Annotated in this window: 20 protein-coding genes; 2 read left to right on the forward strand and 18 right to left on the reverse strand. The window is 39.4% G+C overall.

Annotated elements, in window-relative coordinates; genetic code table 11:
• Nucleotides 1-5 precede the first annotated feature (5 nt).
• The 8 genes from ACKXGF_RS12035 to ACKXGF_RS12070 form a co-directional block, all read right to left on the reverse strand.
• Nucleotides 6-761 (reverse strand): HIRAN domain-containing protein, encoded by a 756-nt coding sequence (locus ACKXGF_RS12035; protein WP_411953954.1) that lies wholly within the window; start codon nt 759-761, stop codon nt 6-8.
• Nucleotides 754-1,641: a HipA domain-containing protein gene (locus tag ACKXGF_RS12040; RefSeq protein WP_411953955.1), complete on the reverse strand. Its 888-nt coding sequence runs from the start codon at nt 1,639-1,641 to the stop codon at nt 754-756. The genes ACKXGF_RS12035 and ACKXGF_RS12040 overlap by 8 nt, the downstream gene beginning before the upstream one ends.
• A 140-nt stretch (nt 1,642-1,781) precedes the next feature.
• Nucleotides 1,782-2,723, reverse strand: a complete 942-nt coding sequence (locus ACKXGF_RS12045; RefSeq protein ID WP_411953956.1) for a nucleoside hydrolase — start codon at nt 2,721-2,723, stop codon at nt 1,782-1,784.
• 12 nt (nt 2,724-2,735) lie between these two features.
• Complete coding sequence (locus ACKXGF_RS12050) at nt 2,736-3,839, reverse strand: NAD(P)/FAD-dependent oxidoreductase (RefSeq protein ID WP_411953957.1); 1,104 nt, start codon at nt 3,837-3,839, stop codon at nt 2,736-2,738.
• A 21-nt stretch (nt 3,840-3,860) separates the two neighbouring features.
• Nucleotides 3,861-4,766 carry a DMT family transporter gene (locus ACKXGF_RS12055; RefSeq protein ID WP_411953958.1) on the reverse strand — a complete coding sequence of 302 codons (906 nt, stop codon included), beginning with the start codon at nt 4,764-4,766 and terminating at the stop codon, nt 3,861-3,863.
• Between the two features lie 328 nt (nt 4,767-5,094).
• Entirely contained in the window at nt 5,095-5,652 is a 558-nt protein-coding gene (locus ACKXGF_RS12060) for a hypothetical protein (RefSeq protein WP_411953959.1), read from the reverse strand.
• Entirely contained in the window at nt 5,649-6,680 is a 1,032-nt protein-coding gene (locus tag ACKXGF_RS12065) for an SWIM zinc finger family protein (protein WP_411953960.1), read from the reverse strand. The genes ACKXGF_RS12060 and ACKXGF_RS12065 overlap by 4 nt, the downstream gene beginning before the upstream one ends.
• 81 nt (nt 6,681-6,761) lie before the next feature.
• On the reverse strand, nt 6,762-8,609 hold the full coding sequence (locus ACKXGF_RS12070) for an SEC-C metal-binding domain-containing protein (protein ID WP_411953961.1): 1,848 nt from the start codon (nt 8,607-8,609) through the stop codon (nt 6,762-6,764).
• A gap of 216 nt (nt 8,610-8,825) precedes the next feature.
• On the opposite strand from ACKXGF_RS12070, the gene ACKXGF_RS12075 reads away from it, so the two are divergent.
• Entirely contained in the window at nt 8,826-9,812 is a 987-nt protein-coding gene (locus ACKXGF_RS12075) for a nuclease-related domain-containing protein (protein ID WP_411953962.1), read from the forward strand.
• A 215-nt stretch (nt 9,813-10,027) separates the two neighbouring features.
• On the opposite strand, the gene rbsB is transcribed toward ACKXGF_RS12075, so the two are convergent.
• The 6 genes from rbsB to ACKXGF_RS12105 are packed head-to-tail and all read right to left on the reverse strand — an operon-like array spanning nt 10,028 to nt 15,746.
• On the reverse strand, nt 10,028-10,975 hold the full coding sequence (gene rbsB / locus ACKXGF_RS12080; RefSeq protein ID WP_411953963.1) for a ribose ABC transporter substrate-binding protein RbsB: 948 nt from the start codon (nt 10,973-10,975) through the stop codon (nt 10,028-10,030).
• Nucleotides 10,976-11,027: 52 nt separating this feature from the next.
• Nucleotides 11,028-11,966, reverse strand: a complete 939-nt coding sequence (locus ACKXGF_RS12085) for an ABC transporter permease subunit (protein ID WP_167264088.1) — start codon at nt 11,964-11,966, stop codon at nt 11,028-11,030.
• A gap of 1 nt (nt 11,967) precedes the next feature.
• A complete protein-coding gene (locus tag ACKXGF_RS12090; protein ID WP_411953964.1) occupies nt 11,968-13,458 on the reverse strand; it encodes a sugar ABC transporter ATP-binding protein in 1,491 nt (496 codons plus the stop codon).
• Nucleotides 13,458-13,850 carry a D-ribose pyranase gene (gene rbsD / locus ACKXGF_RS12095; protein WP_411953965.1) on the reverse strand — a complete coding sequence of 131 codons (393 nt, stop codon included), beginning with the start codon at nt 13,848-13,850 and terminating at the stop codon, nt 13,458-13,460. The genes ACKXGF_RS12090 and rbsD overlap by 1 nt, the downstream gene beginning before the upstream one ends.
• 1 nt (nt 13,851) lies before the next feature.
• A complete protein-coding gene (gene rbsK, locus ACKXGF_RS12100; protein ID WP_411953966.1) occupies nt 13,852-14,748 on the reverse strand; it encodes a ribokinase in 897 nt (298 codons plus the stop codon).
• Nucleotides 14,749-14,750: 2 nt separating this feature from the next.
• A complete protein-coding gene (locus ACKXGF_RS12105; protein ID WP_411953967.1) occupies nt 14,751-15,746 on the reverse strand; it encodes a LacI family DNA-binding transcriptional regulator in 996 nt (331 codons plus the stop codon).
• A gap of 440 nt (nt 15,747-16,186) precedes the next feature.
• Here ACKXGF_RS12105 and ACKXGF_RS12110 point away from each other — a divergent pair, with 440 nt between their 5' ends.
• Nucleotides 16,187-17,371 (forward strand): IS256 family transposase, encoded by a 1,185-nt coding sequence (locus ACKXGF_RS12110; protein ID WP_411953968.1) that lies wholly within the window; start codon nt 16,187-16,189, stop codon nt 17,369-17,371.
• 174 nt (nt 17,372-17,545) lie between these two features.
• Here the strand turns inward: ACKXGF_RS12110 and galU are convergent, their stop codons facing one another.
• From galU to ACKXGF_RS12130, 4 genes are all read right to left on the reverse strand, one after another.
• Nucleotides 17,546-18,427, reverse strand: a complete 882-nt coding sequence (gene galU / locus ACKXGF_RS12115) for a UTP--glucose-1-phosphate uridylyltransferase GalU (RefSeq protein WP_411953969.1) — start codon at nt 18,425-18,427, stop codon at nt 17,546-17,548.
• 130 nt (nt 18,428-18,557) lie between these two features.
• A complete protein-coding gene (locus tag ACKXGF_RS12120; RefSeq protein ID WP_411953970.1) occupies nt 18,558-18,983 on the reverse strand; it encodes a VanZ family protein in 426 nt (141 codons plus the stop codon).
• 494 nt (nt 18,984-19,477) lie between these two features.
• Nucleotides 19,478-20,839 (reverse strand): group II intron reverse transcriptase/maturase, encoded by a 1,362-nt coding sequence (gene ltrA, locus ACKXGF_RS12125; protein ID WP_411953971.1) that lies wholly within the window; start codon nt 20,837-20,839, stop codon nt 19,478-19,480.
• A 453-nt stretch (nt 20,840-21,292) separates the two neighbouring features.
• The gene (locus ACKXGF_RS12130) at nt 21,293-22,792 is read right to left on the reverse strand and encodes an AbgT family transporter (RefSeq protein ID WP_411953972.1); all 1,500 of its coding nucleotides are present in this window, start codon (nt 22,790-22,792) and stop codon (nt 21,293-21,295) included.
• Nucleotides 22,793-22,805: the final 13 nt, after the last annotated feature.

The raw sequence follows: 22,805 nt of genomic DNA on the forward strand, positions 1-22,805 counted from the left end.
CATTTTTAAGCTATATTTTCAATTATTAAATCATTGAATTGATCATAATCGTGATTATTTAGATGGATTGTCGCTTTAAATGTGACCTGGATCCACCATTGTGAAGCATAATTAGGACGAGTATTCTTTACTATTAATGAAATATTTTCGTTATTTTTAATTAAAGCATATATTGCCTGTGCATATATTCCTGGAACATAACCTAAGAATATACCTGTTTTGTGATAAATACCAACAGCAAAACGGTCATATTCATTATTTTCCTCTATTTTCGCAGTTAAAGAGTCACCGATATGAATATATTCTGACCAATTCTCAGGCAAACTAGAATTGTGTCGCATACCGTTTATATAAAAGTTCGATATTAACGTATTTTCATTTAGTCGTAAAGGCTCTTCAAATGAATAAGGATCGCCTGATAGAACACCTCTAGTTGCCTGCAATAAATCCATACGGTCAGCATTCGAATTCAAAGACAATTCTTCTAAGATATTCACATACCCTATCCGATTTTCATCTGGAATACGTCGGTTGAATGTTGAAAAGAGCGATGTAGACTGATACGTTTTTGTTAATTCTGGAAAAGCTGGATGAAGACGATATCCTTGTTCAAGTGCTGCATACACATTTCGCGGTGATTCACTCTTAAAACTGTACTCAAAAACATACCGATTGTCATCATAATTAAGTGTTCCTACATGATAATAAAGGTTTGTCTTAAAATCCTTCCAAACGACCAATAGCGATTTAACCTTATTCATTGTAAGCCTCCTCTCTAAAAATACTTTTCATTTTATCTAAACGGAATTGAATTAACTTAATAATAAATTCTTTTCTATCCTTTGATAACAATGGAAAATCATATATGAACTCTTCAAATTTAGAGAAATCTAAAGTATCAGTCTTATAAAAAAATTTTTTACATTCCTCAGGAAAATTTTTAGCAAAAAACTTTAAAGCTTTTTTAGCTTGAATTCTAGGAGTTTCTCGATTGTCCAACCCAATTTTAACTTTAGATTTATTAAAAAATTGATTCATTTTAGTGTGATCATTAACCATATTAATAATTGCAGATTCTGTTAATTGCCAACCTAAAGAAGCGCCATTATCATATAAAGGTCCAAAACAAGGGTCTCCTTCTATATATAGAATTTGCCAATTATGACCGTGACGATCTTGATTAGCTATTAATATATCAAATAAGTTCATAAAGATATAACTCTCTAATGTTTGATTATATAGTTTAAAGTCTTCAAACAACGAGAATAATTCTCTAATTAAATCGTCATTTTTCAAGTCTCTAAACTTGAGATGATCGTAGACTTCGCCAAATTGAGCACTTAATAAAGAAGCAGCTGTCTCTCCGTGTTCAGCACCCCACTCTACCCTGAAGTGTTTCATAAGACATGCTCTTCTTCCGTTAAAATAAACGATCTCAGCGTCAACTGTTGGAAGTCCAATAAATTTGGCCAATTCTGCAGCAATAACTTCATTTACATCTTCCCAATTAGTCCGATTCCCATCAAAGTTTCTAGGAAACTTAATGACGAACTGTTTATCATCTGGAGATAGCAACTCGTATTTTTCCAAGGTACTATTCTCACCAAAATTAGTAACGGACCAATTAGAAACATCTCTCATAAATGAATACCTCATTATAAAGTCATAAATGCCTTTACACTAAGTATAAACTTGTTAACTAATTTTGTCATGGTAAAACCTCTTCATAAAACATAAATAAAACTCATGAAGCATTTTAACTCCATGAGTTCTAATGAAAATTATCCTCTTAAATACTCAAAAAACAATTCCACAAACCGTTCGCGATCAACATCATATAACACGTGAACATTCGGCTCATGATCGGTATTGCGTAAATGGTCTACAACCGTTGCTCCTGCAGTCTCACTACCACCAGTCTCAACCGTGACATAAAAATCTTCACCTTCAAATAACGTCGGATCAATCACGTAAGCGATGGCACATAAATCATGCAAGCGTAGCACATCACCATGATAACTTTCTAGGAATGGTGAATCTCCTTGTGCATCCATATAATGAGCTAGCATGCCATGTAATTTTTCGGTCAAAGGCGTGCCAATCTCTTTCATGGCAGCGACTTCTGACTGGGTTAAGTATGCTTTATGCGTAACATCCAAACCACTCATAATAATCGGAAGGCCACTTTGCATGACAACCTCAGCCGCTTCAGGATCGACATAAATATTGAATTCTGCTTGTGGTGTCACGTTACCGCCTAAAACAGCGCCTCCCATAATCGAGATCTGTTTAATTTTATGTTTTAATTCAGGATGAGCGAGTAACAGTGCCCCAACATTTGTCATCGGACCTGTCGCAACAATCGTCACAGGTTCATCCGCTTCACGTAAGACATTAACCATCGCTTGAATGGCTGGTTGTTCGCTTTCTTTCAACGTTGACTCTGGAAATGTAACGCCTCCAAGCCCAGACTCACCATGAATGTCACCCGCAATCATTAAATCGCGGATAAAAGGCTTCTCGGAACCACGTGCAATTTCGACATTACGACCTAAATAGCTTACGAGCTTAAGCGCATTGTCGATCACCTTTTCTTGTGTCTGGTTACCTGCACTCGTCGTAATCAATTTCACATCAATATCTTCGTGACGTAAACCTAATAACAACATCATCACGTCATCGATACCTGGATCACAATCAATAATAACTGGTTTTTTTGCCATGAAATCACCTCATTAAGTTTGTCTAAGTGGATCTAAATGATCAATCGTTTGATCAATTTTGTTTCCTGTTGCTAATTGGGCTGCTAACTTCCCAACATACGGGCCGATCGTTAAGCCTGAAGGGCCAAGTCCTGTTGCTACCGTTAAATTTGAAAAGGCATTAATCCTAACAAGCAACGGTTTTCCATCAGGCCCTATCGGACGAAAACCAATTCGAACTTCTTCTAAAGTTGCTTCGACTAAGCCAGGTGCGACATCCAATCCTTCATGTAACACATCATGCACGCCGCCAGCTGTTAATCGATAGTCAAAACCACTACCCGCTTCACGCGTAGCACCCATTACGACACGGCCGCCTTCAAATGCCAGCATATAATGACTAGATTGTGGTAATACAACAGGCCAATCAGCAGTTTCTTGAGATAACGTTAAATGCGCGATTTGTCCGCGCTGGGGTTCGAGCGGCAACTCAAGCCCGAGTGGCTTTAACAGATCATTCGTCCAAGCACCTGCCGCGACGATGACCTCATCCGCTTCAATACGTTCTTCATTTATGTAAGCAACCACATAATCCCCACTCAACTCTAATGATACGCTACCTACCAAATATTGACCACCACAATTTTGAAATGCTTGCAATAATGCCCGGTTCAATTTTGCACCGTCAACACGGGCACCACCTGATACATAAACCGCTTGCACATCATCTTTTAAAGGCGGATACAAGGCTTGAGCCTCCTGATTCGATAACGTCTTTACATCACCAACAAACGATGTCTCTTCTCGTTTCGTTAACGCTTCTTGATAAAGTTCCTGCAACGTCGCTTCATCTTCAGCAAGCGCCAAAGCTCCGCACAATCGATAGCCCGTGTCATCAGCACCGTCATTTCTCAAAGCATCAACTAAATCAGGATAACGAATCGCACTCGCTCGTGCTAACGCATATAAATCATCATCTTTACGCGCACTAACCCAAGGGCAGACAATCCCTGCGCCAGCATAAGTTGCCTGCCCTTCCATTTGGGAGTCAACTAACGTAACATCTTGCCCTTGTTTCACTAGTTCATAAGCTGCTGAAGCACCGAGAATACCGCCACCAACCACTAGATAAGACATTAACGTATCACCTCAATCTCATTAAACGACTTTACCGCGCCGTCTTTTCAGTAAATATTCTAATGCCCCTGTACCAAAGAAAATACCTATTAAAATCAGAACAAATCCAACCACATGCTCTACCATAATGACATCACCTAAAAAGAACGCCGAACCAATCATGGCAAATAGCACATTCAGGTTCGTGAAAATCGCTGATTCAGCAGGCCCCACTTTCTTAATCGCTAAATTGTAGGTCATATGACCAAATGCTGTCGCACAAATGGCACTAAATAAGAACACACCGCCAATATGCCAATCAAATACGCTCGTTATTTCACTAACATTAGCACCTAATAACTGACTTAATGCAAAGATAAAAAACGATCCAAATACCATCATATAACCCGTAATTAAGCGGGGATCGAATTCAGCTTTTAGCTTACTAATCAGTACAAAACTAAAACCTTGCACGACAACGCCAAGAAAGACCAGCACATCACCATATGATATCGAACCAAGTCCACCATCACCCGTTAGCGTTGTGAGCGCAACCCCTGAAAATCCGAGCAAGAAACCAGTCATGCGTAACTTATTAACCTTTTGTTTAAGAAAAATGACAGACATCAAAACCGTCACAAGCGGCACCAATCCTAAGATGAGCGACGCATTCACACCTGAGGTTCCTTCCAAACCAGTCGCGATAAACGCATGGTGCAAAACAACATTAAACGCACCGATGTAAGCCATCACGGCCCATTCTGATTTTCTTGGTAAACGAAAAATTCCAAGCACTATACAAATAATTAACACCGCAACACCTGCAGTGAACACACGAAAACTATTTAATAAAAGTGGATCAACCGCATCGACCAATACTTTCAACGCAGATACGTTCATCCCCCACATCAACATCACTAAAAACAATAAACTATAAATTTTCCACATAAGCTGTCACCTTCTAATTATGATTCTACCACTTTACAAAATTTCGTGACTAGAATCAATAGAAGAAGCTTGGAAATTTTGTTTTCGCTGTATGTTGCCACGTTTTCGCTGTATACTGCCGTATTTTCGCTGTATCAACGATAAAAATCGCTGTATAATAGGCGAATTTCGACGTATCAAGCTCAATTTTCGCTGTATGTCACATTGTTTAATATTCTTAATCCAAATTCAAGTACATGTTCTATTCCAATCAGTTATAATACAAATTTCTATATATTACATAAGGAGGTCGTAGAAACTTGGTATGAAATTTTACAGACATTCAACCTCATATCTTTACTCGGCTTAGCTCATCTAAAAATGCTGGTCGGCGATAATATTCACGCTCTAACTTCTCTATAATAGGTAAAGTTTCGTTATAACCACAAATCTTTTGCATATCGTTAATCGTTTTACAGACACGTCGGTACGCTTTACGATCAGAAGCTTTATCCGCTTCTTGATTAATTAATGTTTCAAAGAGTGTGCGAACTTCTTTAGGATAGGCGTCCTTTAAATACGGTGCAAAGTTTCTAATACTATTAGGATAATCCTGACAATAAGCCAATAAATAATCATATTGTTGCTCTTTTAATAAAAATTGTGCGTAATGCTCACCTCGAAAACGATGCGCTTCATCGTCTATAAGTGACTTTACGACAAGTGTCCATTCATCATTTGGATACAGTTTACGCAAGTAATCATAGTAAGTCATTCCAAACTCGCACAACAGATTTTTCGCTAAGTGACGCTGTTGTTCTGTATAGCCAAGTTTCTCATAATGACGATATAAAATGTCATACCAATCGTCTTTTACCACTTGGGCTGTTTCTACTAAATCAATCACCCAATCACTGTCTCCCTCACTTTCTGCTTTCGCAATCGCTCGCGTATATCAGGAATATCTAAATACTGGTTTAAAAATGAATTTAAATCAGTGTCTCCAAGTTCCCACTTCATATCGTATTCAAAGATAATCACGTCACGATTAAGCCCTTCTCTAGATGAGGCAATATGTTGTAATGCTGCTTCAATCTTCTCACGCACTTCACTCATAACTCCGTAAATCATCACACCACGTAACATTTCAACTGACCACTTCGGCCATTCCCTAAATCTTTCATGCTGAGTAGCTTCTATGACTTGATCAATGATGACAAGATAATCTTCTCTATCTAAATAAATAATCGCTTGTCGCACCACTTTATTTAACAATCTAATAGCTTGATCAATTTCAGAACCAAACAGTCCGCTTGAATCATCTGTTTCATCTATATAATCAACTAACTCTTCAATAACGACAAACGTTAAATCGACTGTTTTAATTATATCCTTATCTCGCCAAGCTTCTTCAGCTTGTTCTAACACGTAACTAGCTCCTAATGTCGCGTCAAATGTTTTATGCCATGGAATAAAACCACCATAATCCGCATCTTCAAGTGCTTCTGAAACTAAGCGTCTCGCCCAAATCATATGATCCTTGCTACCCTCTGAAAGGTATAATCGAATATGGGATTCTAAATTTTCATGTGATGACGTAAGTGACAGTAACAAATCCACTAACTGTTCCTTTGATGCACTTTTTAACAACTCGGTTATCGACTTTTCTTTGTCTCTATCAAGTAACTGAAACATAACCGCGACCTGATGTCTGCACCAATCATCATGATCTAATGGGCATGTGCACACAGCATTTGTTATAACCCCCTTCTCATTCTTTAATTTAACTTGATAAAAAGTCGACTCCTCCACTGACGCGCAAACATTTTGACTTTGGCGTTCTAACGACGTCACAGCACCATCCTGGAACAGATCAAAACCGCGATTAACAAGTACTCTTTCAATGCGTTTTTCGAAATCATTTAGATGAATCATTATTGTCGCTCCCTTCAAGTGAAGCTCACTCACTATGAAAACAAGGCGAAATCTGCCCACAATCAGATTTCGCCTTATTTATTACATTAATGTTTCCGTAATTACCCCAATATAATCCTCCCATAAATAATCTGCTTCCTCAAAGTAACTATCAATTTCATCATAGGCAGGATTTAACATATCTTCATCTTCATCGACTACATATCCGAGTAATTTGGGGTTGTATTGATACGCCTTAAGAATCGATTGTTCCACTTCAATCACGGGAATACCATCATTCACAAAAATATAGTACAATGCCCAATTAAGTGACCAAGACATCGAGGGCTCATCATATTCTGTTAACAATTTCTTTGCATCACTTAAACGGTTTAACGCAAGATAACATATAATCAATCGGTAACGTATCCCTTGATTGTCGTTCGGGTTTAAATCGAATAATAACCATTCATATAATTCAACCGCTTCATCTAAATCTTCCATATAATTATGAAAATCACCAAGCGCCTCAATCGCTCGGAACCAAGGGCGATTTTCTATAACAGCCCAAGGCATTTCGTTATCATGGATCGCCTGCATGTCAATTTGTTCACGACCAATTGAAATTGCCTTCCTTAACAAATCATATGTTTCTGAGACAAACTCACTTAGTTGTGCTTTCATAACATGAGCATCAATATTGTTCGGGTCAAGTTCTAAGGCGTCATCGGCAAGTTTTTCTTGTTCGTCTAAATCAAACGTATCAAACGCGTCATACATTTTAATTTGGGCTTTTTGTTGATCTGTTTTGGGTGTAAATGAATCATTAATATGGTTCTGAAGATATTCATTTGCGTCATCCAAACTATCAAACGGTTCATCTCCCATATTCTGATGCATTTCATAGAGCGCACGTTCAGCCCCTGTACTTGGTGGTCCTTGTACCACTTGTGGCTGTTGGCTTGTTTCTTCTTCAACTACTTGATCCATGATAAAACTTTCTAACTGTTCCACCCTATTACTAACGGCTGATGCTGAAACACCATATTCTTCTGCGACTTCTTTAAACGTAATTTGATTAACCCCAGTCGATTTGAACATCGGGTGATTTAAATAAATATAATCTAGAGCCGCCGCCATAACTTCAGGTTTTTTAAATGAAGGATGTTCATGCTCGTAATAATACAACCATAAACTAACCAGCAACTCTTGGTCCCCATCACTAATTTTTTGAGACATAAATAGATGGTCAAATGCCAGTTCCAACACCTTTATTGCGCGTGGGTCTTCGTTTAAGTCATTTATTGAATTTGGTTTAGAACCCATATTCCACCAATTTTGCAGGAAATCTAAATAGCGCTCTTCAAATTGTTGCTTATTATTGGCCTGGGCAGAAAATTGATTATACGCGAATTCAGAAAGTGGCAGGGCTACAGGCATAATTTGGTGATATACACCCCAACGCATGAGAACTCCCATTAAAAATGGAGCACTTTGATCTTCATCAGTAATAATTGTATTGCTACTGACCCAATATGTTTGACCTGTATACATATCACTGATTTCCAGCCGTTCTTCTGATGGTTGACTTTCTACCTGAAAAATACTCACGTGGCTTTCCTTCCAACTTAAAACTGTTTCGCGTGTTATCTCACGATTAATCGAAGGTGCTATACGATCAACAAATTGGTTCATAACGTCCGAATCATAAATTGACCAATATAAAAATTTCACCATATGATCCATCGATTCCATATCTGATTTCGGTTCAGATGTATAAATGGCAAAGTGATCAACCATTTCCGTTACGAGTGATTGAAAATATTGTTCTATTTCCTGCACAACCACTTGATTAGAAAATTCAACTAAATTCGTCTTTCCGCAACATTTTTTATACTTTTCCCCACTTCCACAAGGACAAGGGTCGTTTCGTCCAACTTTATCCGACATGATCATCACCTCTACCCTCATTTTAGCAAAAGAATAGCTTATGAATAGTGATTTTAAAATTATTCAGGCAATTATTTTAAATAACTACTCTAATATCTATGAAGTAGCTACTTTTCGTTACGATAATATCCCTAAACAATTATATCTATCATTTATGACAAATAGCCAAAAAATTTCAGTACGGTTATAATGTTATGTAACGAAAGGAGTCAAGCGATGAATCTATTACCATTGCAAAAACCATTAGAATTATTACAATTAGAAGTGCTGATCAAACGTTACCGTAAACGAGATCAATGTTACGCGCAAATACAAGACCAATATCACCGTGAACTTGCGGGTTATTTAGGGGAAAAAGCCTTACAATACTATTTTTCCCTTTTACGCTACAAACCAGTTCTCACTTTGTTCGGCCTCCGAGCAAAAGCTTTTACCCACTATTTTCAAATCGACGCCCTCTTAATCACGAGGCAATTCTTACTCATCGTTGAAAGTAAACATACTAAAGGTGTGATCACCGAAAATGATGCCAAACAAATGATTCAACACGCTGATGGTAATACTAAGTCATTACAACACCCGCTTCATCAAGCTGACATTCAACGCCGTCAATTACAAACCTTCCTCATGAACCACCACCTTGATCAGCTCCCTATCTATACATGTGCAACATTCACACATCCCGAAGTCATTATTGATATGCCGAATCAACCGAACAATCTTTTCACGCACCACTATTTACTTCAATTTATTTACGACTTATTAGAAGAAAATCCTACTCAGATCATTTCCTCCAAACAAGCTCAGACAATCGGCCAATGTTTAGTCGAAAATCATGCGCCGCAAAATCGACATTTGGCGATAGAATGGAATATTAAAGAACATGATTTAATTCATGGTCCTTTTTGTCCAAGGTGCTCAAAAATGGTGATGAATCGGAAACACGGAACTTGGTTCTGCCCATCATGTCAACTTTATGATAAACATGCTCATACTGACGCATTGCGTGACCTCTTAATCTATCATCAATACCCTGAATTTTCTAATCAAGTCGTCAAAAATTGGCTTAACATTGATTCACCTCATGTATGTAAGCGCCTTTTAGCAAGTTACGACCGAACTGGAGAAAAGCGATTAACGAAATATAACCTCTCCTGCCTAGTTCCTGAACTCAAACACCAATTTCGCCGAATAAAGTCTTGATTTCGCTGTATAATTGTCAAAATTCGCTGTATCAGTTTCGATTTTCGCTGTATAATAGATGAAAATCGCTGTATGATCCTTAATTTTCGCTGTATTTCTATCATTTTTCGCTGTATCAGAGCAAAATTTCGCTGTATCAATACGTTACACTACTCTATTTGTATAATAAAAAAATCCTAACTAGAGACAAACTCTAGTTAGGAACATATAAACCACTATTCAGCTGTAATCATCTCTAAATCAACTGATTGAGATTTTTCTACTTCCTCACCATTTGCAATCTTCTTCGCGATTTCAACACCGCGTTCACCAATGACAGTTGGTTGTTGCTTAACTGTTGCATCCATTTCGCCGTTTTCGATTGCTTCTACAGCATCATCGATTGCATCAAAACCAACAACGGTAACATCTTCTTTACCTGCTGCTTCCAACGCACGTACTGCGCCTAGTGCCATTTCATCGTTGTGGGCAAATACTGCGTCAATTTCGTCACCTGTTTGTAGGATATTTTCCATTACGCTTAACCCTTCAGCTCGTTCGAATCCTGCTGGTTGTTTCGCTACAACTTCAATGCCATCTTCTTCATCTACAACATTGTGGAATCCTTCTCCACGTTCACGGGCAGCTGACGAACCTGGAATACCTTGAAGTTCAACGACATTACCTTCGCCGCCTAGTTGTTCAACAATATAATCGCCTGCCATTTCACCACCAACAACATTATCAGAAGCAACGTGAGCTACGACTTCGCCACCATCAGCACTACGGTCGATTGTTACGACAGGAAGATCTGCATCATTTGCTGCTTCAACAGCAGAAACAACTGCTTTTGAATCAGTAGGATTTACAACTAAAACATCAACATCTTGTTGAATTAAATCTTCAATACTACTTAATTGTTGAGCTGAATCATTCTGAGCATCAACTACAGTTAATTCAACATTTTCATCTTCCTCAGCTTTCGCCTCAGCCCCTTCTTTAAGTGTTACAAAGAATGGGTTGTTCTGAGTTGAAACAGACATACCAATATGAATGCCATCATCACTTCCAGAATCGCTATCACTCTCTTCATTATCTCCTGAAGTTGGTGATTCTGTTGAGCATGCTGCTAATAATCCAATTACTAAAAACGCTAATAAACTTAATTTAAATTTTGAAAACATCGTGTTTTCCTCCCCAATCATAGAATAGTATTTTGACCCATCGGCTAAGCAACTACGACTTTTGACGATCTAATAAGACTGCTAGAAGAATGACCGCCCCCTTTACGATTTGCTGATAGTTAGATGAAACACCTAATAGATTCAAACCATTGTTAAGCACGCCGATAATTAGCGCACCAATCAAGGTTCCAAATATCCAACCACGGCCACCTGATAAACTAGTACCACCCAGTACGACGGCCGCAATGGCATCTAATTCATATGTGAAACCTGCGTTCGGTGATGCAGAGCCTAATCGTGACGTCAAAATAATACCAGCTAATGCAGACAATGCACCAGTTAAGGAATAAACACCGATTTTCACACGATTAACTTTTATTCCTGATAAAATTGAAGCCTCTTCATTACCGCCTAATGCATAAACATGGCGACCAAACACCGTTTTCTTCAAGATAAATAATAAGATAAAGAAAATCACGAACATGATGATAACCGGAATCGGAATACCAAATAAGTAGCCACGACCTATTAAATCGAAAAACTGACTATCTGTGAAACCCGTTACAGGTCTGCCCTCCGTATAGACGAGGGATAGCCCTCGGAACATGGTCATCGTGGCAAGCGTTGCGATAAATGGTGCCACTTTACCTTTTGAGATGACAAGGCCATTAAAGGCACCAAGACCAGCACCTGCTAAAACACCTAGCAATACAGCCAAAATAGGATCTAATCCACTTGCCATCATCCCAGCTGTTAAGGCTCCTGCTAAAGCAAGAGTTGAACCAACAGATAAATCAATACCACCCGTCAAAATAACGAATGTCATACCAAATGCTAATAAACCGACGATTGTAACCTGTCTAAGCATGGTTAATAAGTTATCTAAACTAAGGAACTGTGGACTCATGATACTTAGTCCAGTCATAATGACAATTAAACCAAGTAACGGTCCGATTTTTTGCAGGATTTGTCCTACTGATTGATTTTTCACGTTACTCCCCTCCAGTCGCTGCGTACATAATTTTTTCTTGAGTAGCATCTTCACGTTTTAACTCAGCTCCGATTCGCCCTTCATGAATAACCAAAATACGATCGCTCATGCCTAAGACTTCTGGTAATTCTGAAGAGATCATAACGATGCTAACTCCTTGCTTCGTTAATTCATTCATAATGTGATAAATTTCTTTCTTTGCCCCGACATCAACACCTCTAGTCGGTTCATCTAAAATTAAGATTTTCGGATTAATTCCGAGCCATTTTCCAATGACAACTTTTTGCTGATTACCACCACTAAGCATCCTAACTTCTTGATTTTGACCAGCCATTTTCACATTCAAACGTTTGACTAAGTCATGAACAAGCTCTTTTTCACTCTTGTCAGACAAAATGGTTTGATTTGAAAGCCCTTTCAAATTAGGCAATGATAAATTCTCTTTGACTGACATAGACAGTACTAGACCCTGTTCTTTGCGGTCCTCTGTCACGAAACCAATTCCAGCATCAATTGCATCAGTTGGCTTTTTAATATTAACTGGTTTTCCTTCGATCGAAATTGAACCGCTTTCAATTGTCCGGTAACCAAATAAGGACTGCATGATCTCTGAGCGTCCTGCCCCCATTAGGCCAGCGACACCGAGAATTTCACCTTCTCTTAAATCAAAATTAATATCTTGAAATGCATCCGATGTTAACCCATCAACTTTCATTTTGACGTCACCAATTTCGGCATCCCGCTCTGGATAAAGCGTGCCTAATTCGCGGCCCACTAGCATTTGAATAATTTCTTCATATTCAACTGTTTTAGTTTCGCGCGTGCCAATATACTCACCATCACGCAAAATCGAAACACGATCACAAATCCGATAAATCTCTTCCATTCGGTGCGAAATATAAACAATACCAACTTCTTGCTCACGAAGTCGCTCAATCACCTCAAATAATCCTTCGATTTCACGGTCTGTTAAGGCAGCGGTTGGCTCATCCATCACAATCATTTCTGCATCAACGGATATCGCCTTAGCAATTTCAACCATTTGTTGCTGACCAACCGAAAGATTGCCCGCCAATGCTAATGGATCAAGGTCAATGCCTAGCTGAAGGAGATAGTCATTAGTTAACTGTTTCATCTTTTTCGTGTTGGTGACACCCGTTTTTCCGTACTTCAATTCACGCCCTAAGAACATGTTCTCCATGACCGTTAAATACGGAATAATGTTCAGTTCCTGATGAATGACAGCAATACCTGCTTTCTCCGATTCTTTCGGATTATTAAATTCAACTGCCTCACCTTTTACATAAATTTCACCTTCATCACGACTGTGAATCCCCGTCAAAATCTTCATTAGCGTTGATTTTCCCGCGCCATTTTCCCCTAACAATGCGTGAACTTCTCCTGGCAAGACTTCAAAATCAACTTCATTTAAAACTTTATTACCGACAAACGATTTGGAGATTCCCTTCATTTGCACAATTGGTTGCGCCATTAAAAAATCACCCCAGCTCTTAAAATGACATTAGCAAACGGTGTAACTTCACCCGTTCTGATTACCACTTTGGCATCTTGAGTGAGCTCTTTAAACCGTTCATGCGAGACATAATCCACTTCACCACTATATTGATTAAAAATTTCTTTTTGGACTTCTGCGTTGTTAGTTTTAATTTCTTCAGCTAGCGTAATATGTTCTACTTCCATATCGGACAATACGACTTCTAACGTGTCAGTAAATCGTGGTTGGCCTTTCTTTAATGCCAAATCAATTTTGGGAACATGATCTGGAACAGGTAAACCACAATCCGAAATGACAATCGTATCGGTATGACCTAGCGAAGCAAGCACTGTTGCAATATCACTGTTGAGTACACCCTGTTTTTTCATATTATCCACGCTCTCCATTCAATAGTTTCATCACATCTTCACGACTTGGCATACCTGTCTGTGCACCGAATTGACTCACTGATAAAGCACCGGCCGCATTGCCAAAACGAGCAGCCTCAGCATAGGATTGACCCTCTGCAATCGCCACCGCAAATCCTCCGTTAAAGGTGTCGCCTGCTCCAGTCGTATCAACAACATCCACCGTATAACCAGGAACAATCGAAGCTTCACCGTCTTTGACCATATGCACACCTTCAGATCCATAAGTCACGAAAAAGCGGTCTCGATTGTCATTATAAAAAGTATCTTTTTGCTCATCATCAATTAAAATCTTCAACTCATGCTCATTTGGTGTTAAAAAGTCCACCTTCTCTAACAAGTCAAGATCAATCGACCGAATGGGTGCTGGATTCATGACCACCTTCACACCATGCTGATTCGCCAAATTAACAACTTCCTCCACGCTTTCTAACGGAATTTCAAATTGTAACAGCACTATATCACTTGCTTTAATATCTTCTTCGTATTGGCGGACCAATTCAGGTGTTACATGATTATTTGCACCCGGAACAACGATGATTGTATTATCGTGATCTGCCACGGTAATTTGAGCGATCCCTGTTGGAACCCCTTCAATAACCTCAACCTGACATCGATTAACACCTTGCTCTTTCAAATTATCGATTAGTGGTTGACCAAACGGGTCGTCGCCCACACAGCCAATCATGGTAACATCTGCCCCTAACTTAGCTGCAGCAACTGCCTGATTTGCACCCTTACCACCAGGAATCGTTTGAAAATCTTGACCTAATAACGTTTCACCTTTATTAGGGAAACGTTCAGCTTGGGCTACTAAATCCATATTAATACTTCCAATAACTGTAACTTTTGCTGCCATTACTAATCTTCCTTTCTCTTTCGATCAGTGGATTGCCGCCATTCTAAAGTTGGCTGATAAATATGTTCTGTTTCATCTGTTGCTTCGCCAGATATGAGAGACATCAACGCATCAGCTGCCTGTGTGCTCATTTCGTAGATAGGCTGCGACATGGTTGATAACTCCGGAATCGTCATACTACTTAAATCAATCCCGTCAAATCCGATAATCGCTAATTCTTGAGGAACTTTAATTCCTAATGATTCTGCTGCTTTCAAAGCTCCGAGTGCCATAATATCGTTTCCTGCAAAAATGCCATCAACTTCTGGTTGTTCTTGCAACAATTGTTTAACTGCTTTAGCCGATTGTTTTTGATCAAAATTACCTTGAACTACATAACGTTCATTAAACCAACCTGTTTGTTGCATGATATTGTAATAACCGTCGTAACGAGCCGTAGCGTTTTCAACATGCTCAGGCCCTCGAACATGAGCAATACGTTTGCCCCCAATATCGATTAAATGTTGCGTCGCTTGCTCAGCACCAACCGTATTATTCACCATAAATGTCGGCACCTTTTCGTGAATCGAACGGTCCAATGCAACAACCGGCATATCATATTGATCAATTAAATCTCGTTTTAACGTATTCGAAACCACAATCGCGCCATCGACATAACGCTGTTTCATCACATCTAAATATAGTCGTTCCTTATCCGGATCTTCATCTGTATTACATAAAATCGTTGTAAACCCTTTTTCAATCAAATAGTCTTCTACACCCCTAACAAGCTCAGGGAAATAAGGGTTCATAATATCTGGCACCATAATGCCAATCGTTTTTGACTCTTTCTTATATAAACTCCGTGCAACCGAATTCGGCTGATAATTCAACCGAGCAATCGTCTCTTTCACCTTCTCACGCGTATCAGGATTTACATAACCATTATCATTCATCACACGCGAGACTGTTGCAACAGAGACATTCGCATCCTTTGCCACATCTCGAATTGTCGTCAATTTCATCACCTTATTCATTTTCACTACATTCACATGTAAACGGTTACACATTTTGTTTAATAAAATGGATTACGTTTTGTGTAACCCGTTACATGCATTCTATTATAGTGGTAATTAATTTGTAAAGACATTTTTATAAAAAAATTCAGATTAATTAAGTTTTATGATCGTTAGGTATCATGCGTTAGCGGGACTCGATGGTATCTTCGTTCTACTCGATGGAATCGCTTCTCGACTCGATGGTATTCTCGATCAACTCGATGATATTTTGGCTTCACTCGATGGAAAAACTCTGCAACTCGATGGAAAATCCCCCTTGACTGACGATAATTGCACCCTAAAAAGATAGAGTCCATATAATTGTGTAAAAAGGGTCATTTTCCTCTCCACATGGTACAATGTTTTCAACCACAAAAACGATTACCAGGAGGAGAGTACTCATGACCCAACTTAAGTTTAGCGCAAATATTGAAGATTTGAAAGAAAAAGTAATGGGCTCAGACCTAGAAACGATGGTGAAATCAACGATTGTGTTGATTTTGAATGAATGTATGGAACAGGAGCGTGAGGACTACTTACAGGCTGCTGCTTACGAACGGACAACGGAACGTGTCGATTATCGAAATGGCTACTATGAACGCGAATTGATCATGAGTTTGGGATCTATTAAATTGACTGTTCCACGAACGCGATTCGGTGATTTCTCACCTTCTATTTTTGAGCGATACGCTCGCTATGACCAAGCGTTTGTGATGTCGATGTTAGAGATGTTTGTGAATGGGGTTTCAACACGTAAGGTGACGAAAATCGTTAATACGTTATGTGGTGAAACCGTTTCGAAATCCTTTGTATCGAATTTAACGAAAAAATTAGACCCCATTGTGAATGAATGGGCTCAACGCCCATTGCACACTTTAACGTTAGATTTTGTGTTTGTCGACGCTCTTTATATCAAAGTAAGAGAAAACCAAAAAGTGGTCTCCAAGGCAGTTTATATAGCCATCGCATTAGATGATGAAGGCTATCGGCATATATTAGGGCTTCACATTAGTCATTCGGAGAATGAGGAGGCTTGGCAAACATTTTTTCAGCAGCTAATTGGAAGAGGGGTATCATCACCTAAGTTGGTTGTTTCAGATGCTCATAACGGCTTAGTAAATGCGATTCAAAAGTCTTTTATAGGGACGTCATGGCAACGTTGCACCGTTCATTTCAAACGAAATATCATCGTCAAAATGCCTAAAGAAGGCAAAAAAGAAGCCATTAAGTTATTGAAACAAATATTTGATGCCTCGTCGCAAAAGGAAGCACGACAACTTAGAGATCAGTTTCTCGATGACTATGGTGATCAACCATCATTTCAAAAGGCTTGTAAGGTTTTAGATGAAGGGTTTGAAGACGCGATTCAATATCTAGGCGATGCCATTCCTGAAAACTTTAAAACACATGTTAGAAGTACAAACTCATTAGAACGTTTAAACCAAGAAGTTCGAAGACGAGAAAAAATCATTCGTATTTTTCCGAACACACAATCAGCCTTCCGTCTGGTTGGGGCAACATTAATGGCGTATGAAGAAATCATCAAACATAATCCTAAAAAATTTAGGATCTGGGAAAACAAATGAAATGACGCGATGAGGTGGAGATGGCTCGTCCCTCACCATCTCCACCTCATCGCGATAACACATAAATAATCAATGACAAGAGTTGAATTTCATTGCCATGTATTTTACACATAATTATGGACTTGACTCCCTAAAAAACCTCTTATTCTAACAATTAGAATAAGAGGTTAGACTTTACTGCTTCGTTTTATACGTTTCTAACAATCCTTGCATAAACTCCAATAGTTCATCTCGTACATCATCACGTTCAAGCGACATTTCGATCGTCGTTTTAAGGAAGCCTTTAATCTCACCAACATCATAGCGGCGACCTTCAAAATTATAAGCAAAAACGGGTTCTTTATGGTTCAATTCTTGAATCGCATCAGTTAATTGCACTTCATTTCCTGCGCCGAGCTTTTGTTGGTCGAGATACGTCATAATATCTGGATTCAAAATATAACGTCCCATGATCGCTAAGTTCGAAGGCGCTTCATCAACGGATGGCTTTTCGACAAATGAATTAACGCGGTAACGACGCCCATCTTGTTCCACTGGATCGATAATCCCGTAACGATGCGTCTCTTCTTCCGGAACCGTTTGTACACCAATCACGGAATGGCCAGTTGATTCATAGTCATCCATTAATTGTTTTAAAGCTGGCTTGTCTGAACGCACAATGTCATCGCCAAGCAAGACGGCAAACGGTTCATCACCGATAAATTTTCGCGCACACCAAACAGCATGTCCTAAGCCCTTAGGTTCTTTTTGGCGAATATAATGGATATCCACTTTCGACGTTTCGGTTACTTCATTCAATAGGTCGAATTTTTGCTTCTCTAATAAAGCATCTTCCAGTTCATACGCTCGGTCGAAATGGTCCTCAATCGCGCGCTTCCCTTTTCCGGTCACAATCATAATATCTTCAATACCTGATGCAATCGCCTCTTCAACGATATATTGAATCGTTGGTTTATCAACGATCGGCAGCATCTCTTTCGGCAAGGCTTTTGTTGCTGGTAAAAATCGCGTCCCTAATCCAGCTGCTGGAATGATCGCCTTTTTCACTGGTTTCATGGTGCATCCTCCTCGATTATCTAATCCGCTTGGTTTTTTCCTCGTCTAAATTTTGTCGAATAAACTGTCAATTGTATTACCTTTCAGAATAAGCTATACGCGCAATTTTTTCAATATATATGAGTAACCATCATTTCCTAAACTTTTCCCATAATAAATAAACACCTATACCCAGCACAACTCCTGCCGAATCGATTAACACATCGCTCACTTGTCCCGCTCGTCCATCAATAAATGTTTGATGATACTCATCAGATGCGGCATACAAGATGGACACACCTAATGCGATCACGACTCGATTCACCGTCCGCAAATGATACAAACGAATCGCATTCATGAGTAAAATCGCTAATAAGAAATAAACGAATACGTGCGCACCTTTCCTTACAAGTAAATGAATAAATTCCGTATCTTCTGTGACAAATGGTAATAGATTTAATACCACCTGCATGACACTACCACTTAAATCACTAGATTCAGTCCCAGGTTGATGGGAAAAATAAAAGATTAACGCCATCCATAAAATGACGAGTAACCACGATGTCCACTGGCGCATGGTTGAGCTCCTTTAATAATGTTTATATCTAATATAACATGATGTCTTTCCCATTTAACGTGTGAATTTTGATTAAAACTATTTCAAAAGTGCGCCGATATTTGTCCGATTTCAGCGCGCGCCGTTATATTTCAGCGAACGCCGATATATTTATGATCGCGCCGATATATTCCAGAAGGCGCCGTTATTTTTTCAATCGCGTCGATATATTTCGTGAGGCGCTGTTATCCTATTTTTATCGGCGACCTACCTGATCAAACTAGAGCTTAACCATCATGGTCGCTGATATCGCGATTTTATCGGCGACTGAACCCACATCCACATCAATTTTACTAAACAATAATTTTTCCTATTATAAGATTCAAAATGATCATCATTAAAATCAGACCATTAAATTAACCATTCACCCACCCAATCGAGTAGGAGGAGGTGATTAACCTCCGACCTCTCACACCACCGTACGTACGGTTCCGTATACGGCGGTTCAATTTTATTTAAACACGTACTTTCTTATAATGTTGTGCAGAGGAGACTAGCCCGAATTGGGCTAGTCTCTTGTTGGTTATTGTGGTTGTAAGAATCCAGGAGTAAGCGGTGCGAACCGCACCTTTACTTGTATAGCTGTTTCTGTAAGCATTGTATTTACTCATGCCTAATTTAATTAGATTCTTTCTCCTGTTCTTAGGTGTTTTCCACTTTGTCCATATGCACGCTCTTAGGCGAATCCTCGTATGGGAGTCAACACGGTCCAAAAGGCTTTTCATATAACCTATCCTAAAGTAATTAACCCAACCTCTTATGAGTTGGTTAATCCGTTCCACTTGATACTTCGTATCAACACTCCAATTTCTTTTGGTTAACTGTTTCAATTTATATTTGAACGTTTCGATGGATGTCTGATGTGGCTTTGCTTTATACTCATGACTTTGGTAATCTATAAAGAAGCCAAAACCAAGAAACTTCAAATCAGGGTTATTGGGTTTGGTTACTTTTGATTTCGTTGTGTTGACGGTCAGGCCAAGCTTCTCTTCGATAAATGTTGATACCGAGCGCATAACGCGATTCGCGGACATCTCGCTTTTGACCATAATGATACAATCATCAGCGTACCTAACGAAGCGAAGGCCTCGACTGTCGAGTTCTTGGTCTAACTCGTTCAACATAATGTTACTTAACAGCGGGGATAGATTGCCACCTTGTGGTGTTCCTATAATGGTCTCCTTATACCCTTCATCTAATTGCACCCCACTTACTAGAAATTTTCTAATGAGTGAGATAACATCGCCATCTTTCACCGTTCTCGAAATAAGGTTCATAAGACGGTCATGATTGACCGTATCAAAGAAACGTTCAAGGTCTATATCCACCACCCATTCGTAACCTTCATTCATAAATTCAAGTGACTGACGTATCGCCATTTCAGCGTTTCGTCCTGGTCTAAACCCATAACTATGTTCATGAAATTGTGGGTTAAACTTAGAGGTTAGAACTTGTGTTATTGCTTGTTGAATAACCCGATCAACCACAGTTGGAATGCCTAGTAGGCGAACTCCCCCATTATCTTTAGGAATCTCAACCCTTTTGACTGGTGCTGGTTGGTACTCTCTTCGTTTGATTTGGCGGATGATATCCTTTTGATTTTCCACCATATATGATGGCAACTCTTGAATCGTCATGCCATCCACACCAGCGGCACCTTTGTTTTTAATGACGCGTTTTTGTGCCTCGTCGAGATTATCTTTCCTAAGAATCAAGTCCAACAGTTTTTCATCGTACATGCTTGTTACTTCCTTTCTTTCTCGTAAAGATGGTATCCACTTAAACGCGGTATGCCAGTGGTCTTTTTCCTCTTCCAATCGAGATTTCCGTAACCATAAAATTGTTCAGCCCTTCGCTCTTTCTAACTTTCGTTAGATGTCTTCACTACTACGGCTTCAGCTGACTTCTCATCATCCAAACTTATATCACTACAAGTCTTTGATGTAGATAATGAGACCTCCCTGGTTAAGGTGCGAGCTCTTTCTCTCCATCTATCTGCTATATTTACACCGCATGATATGGGTAGCTATAGGACTTCAACTTCTTTAGCAGTCTTATCCTCATACGTTGCCTCTTATATAGTTTCTATTCGTCAGACCAGAGATTTGTCTAAGGCTTCCTTCAGATTCCATGTCACCATGGACACCCTTGCCTTCGACTATGTGCTTACCACTACCAGGTCGCACTCAGGACTTTCACCCGTTAGAGCTCACCCATGCCAGGCAAACTAAAAAAGCCAGCTCTATACAAGCATAGAGCTGGCTAGTAAATTACATCATCATATTTACACCTGGTCCGAGTGGAATGCCTGTTAAAGCGAAGATAATTAATAGGACAATCCAAATACCTAGGAAGATTAAGCTGTATGGCAACATGAGGGATATGAGTGTACCCATACCAGCTTTCTTATCATACTGTTGCATAAATGCTAACACGATCAAGATATACGGGTTCAACGGTGTAATAATGTTCGTCGATGAATCGGCAATACGATATGCCGCTTGAATAAAGGCTGGGTCGTAATCAAGTAGCATAAACATCGGCACGAAAATCGGTGCCATCAGTGCCCACTGCGCAGAACCACTGAACACGATTAAGTTCAGCACAGCCGTTAAAAGCACAAATCCAATAATAACCGGAAGACCTGTCATTTCGATACTCGTTAAAAATTCTGCACTGTTAACTGCTAACCAAGTTCCTAAGTTACTCCAGTTAAAATAGTTAATGAACTGGGCAGCTGCGAAAATTAACACGATATAACTCGACATGTCTTTCATAGCTTCAGCCATATATTTCGGAATATCGCCTGATGTCGTAATCTTCTTCACCGTCACACCATAAGTTACACCGAGTGTGATGAAGAATAATAAGAGAATTGGGACAATATTATCTAAAAATGGCGACGGGATCATGCTTCCATCTTCAGCTCTCAGGGGTGAATTTGGCCAGAATAAGGTTAAGGCAACTAGTCCTAAGTAAATAAGGCCTGCAATCACTGTATTGCGTAGACCACGAGATTCTTGAGCTGTGACTTCTTCAAATGAATCCTCGAAATCACCGGTGTATTCTCCTAATTTCGGTTCGATAATGCGCTCAGTAATTTGCGCACCAACAAATGCTAAAATCACCACTGACGCAATCATGAAGTAATAGTTATCCACTGGGGTGACGTTAACTGTGTCATTAACAGCTTTAGCCGCTTCAGTCGTAATTCCAGATAAAAGCGCGTCTGTTCCTGCGATAATCACGTTTGCCGTAAAACCAGCACCCGTACCTGCGAAACCTGCAGCTAAACCTGCAAGCGGGTGACGTCCAACCGTATAGAAGACCATTGCTGCCAATGGTGGAACGAGTACGAACGCAGCATCAGAAGCTAAGTTACCAATAATACCTGTGAAAATAACCGCATAAGTCACTAATGCTGGTGGTGCGTTTAAAATAGATTTTTTAATCGCTGTTTCTAATAAACCAACTCGTTGCGCTAGACCGATACCAAGCATCATCGCTAACACTAGACCGAGCGGTGCGAATCCTGTAAAGTTATCGAGCATCGACCCTAAAATATATTGCAGGCCTTCACCCGATATTAAACTTTTAATCTCTAAAACTTCCCCACTACCTGGGTGCTCAACTGTCGCTCCAACAAGGTTAAATACTAGTGATAATAGCATCACGAAGATGGCTAAATATACAAAGATAAAGAACGGATCTGGTAGTTTATTCCCCCACTTTTCAACCTTGTTCAGGAACCCTTTTTGCTCGTTTTCCATACGTCACTCTCCC

This window comes from Alkalibacillus sp. S2W (assembly GCF_046764385.1).
GTDB lineage: Bacteria > Bacillota > Bacilli > Bacillales > Alkalibacillaceae > Alkalibacillus > Alkalibacillus almallahensis.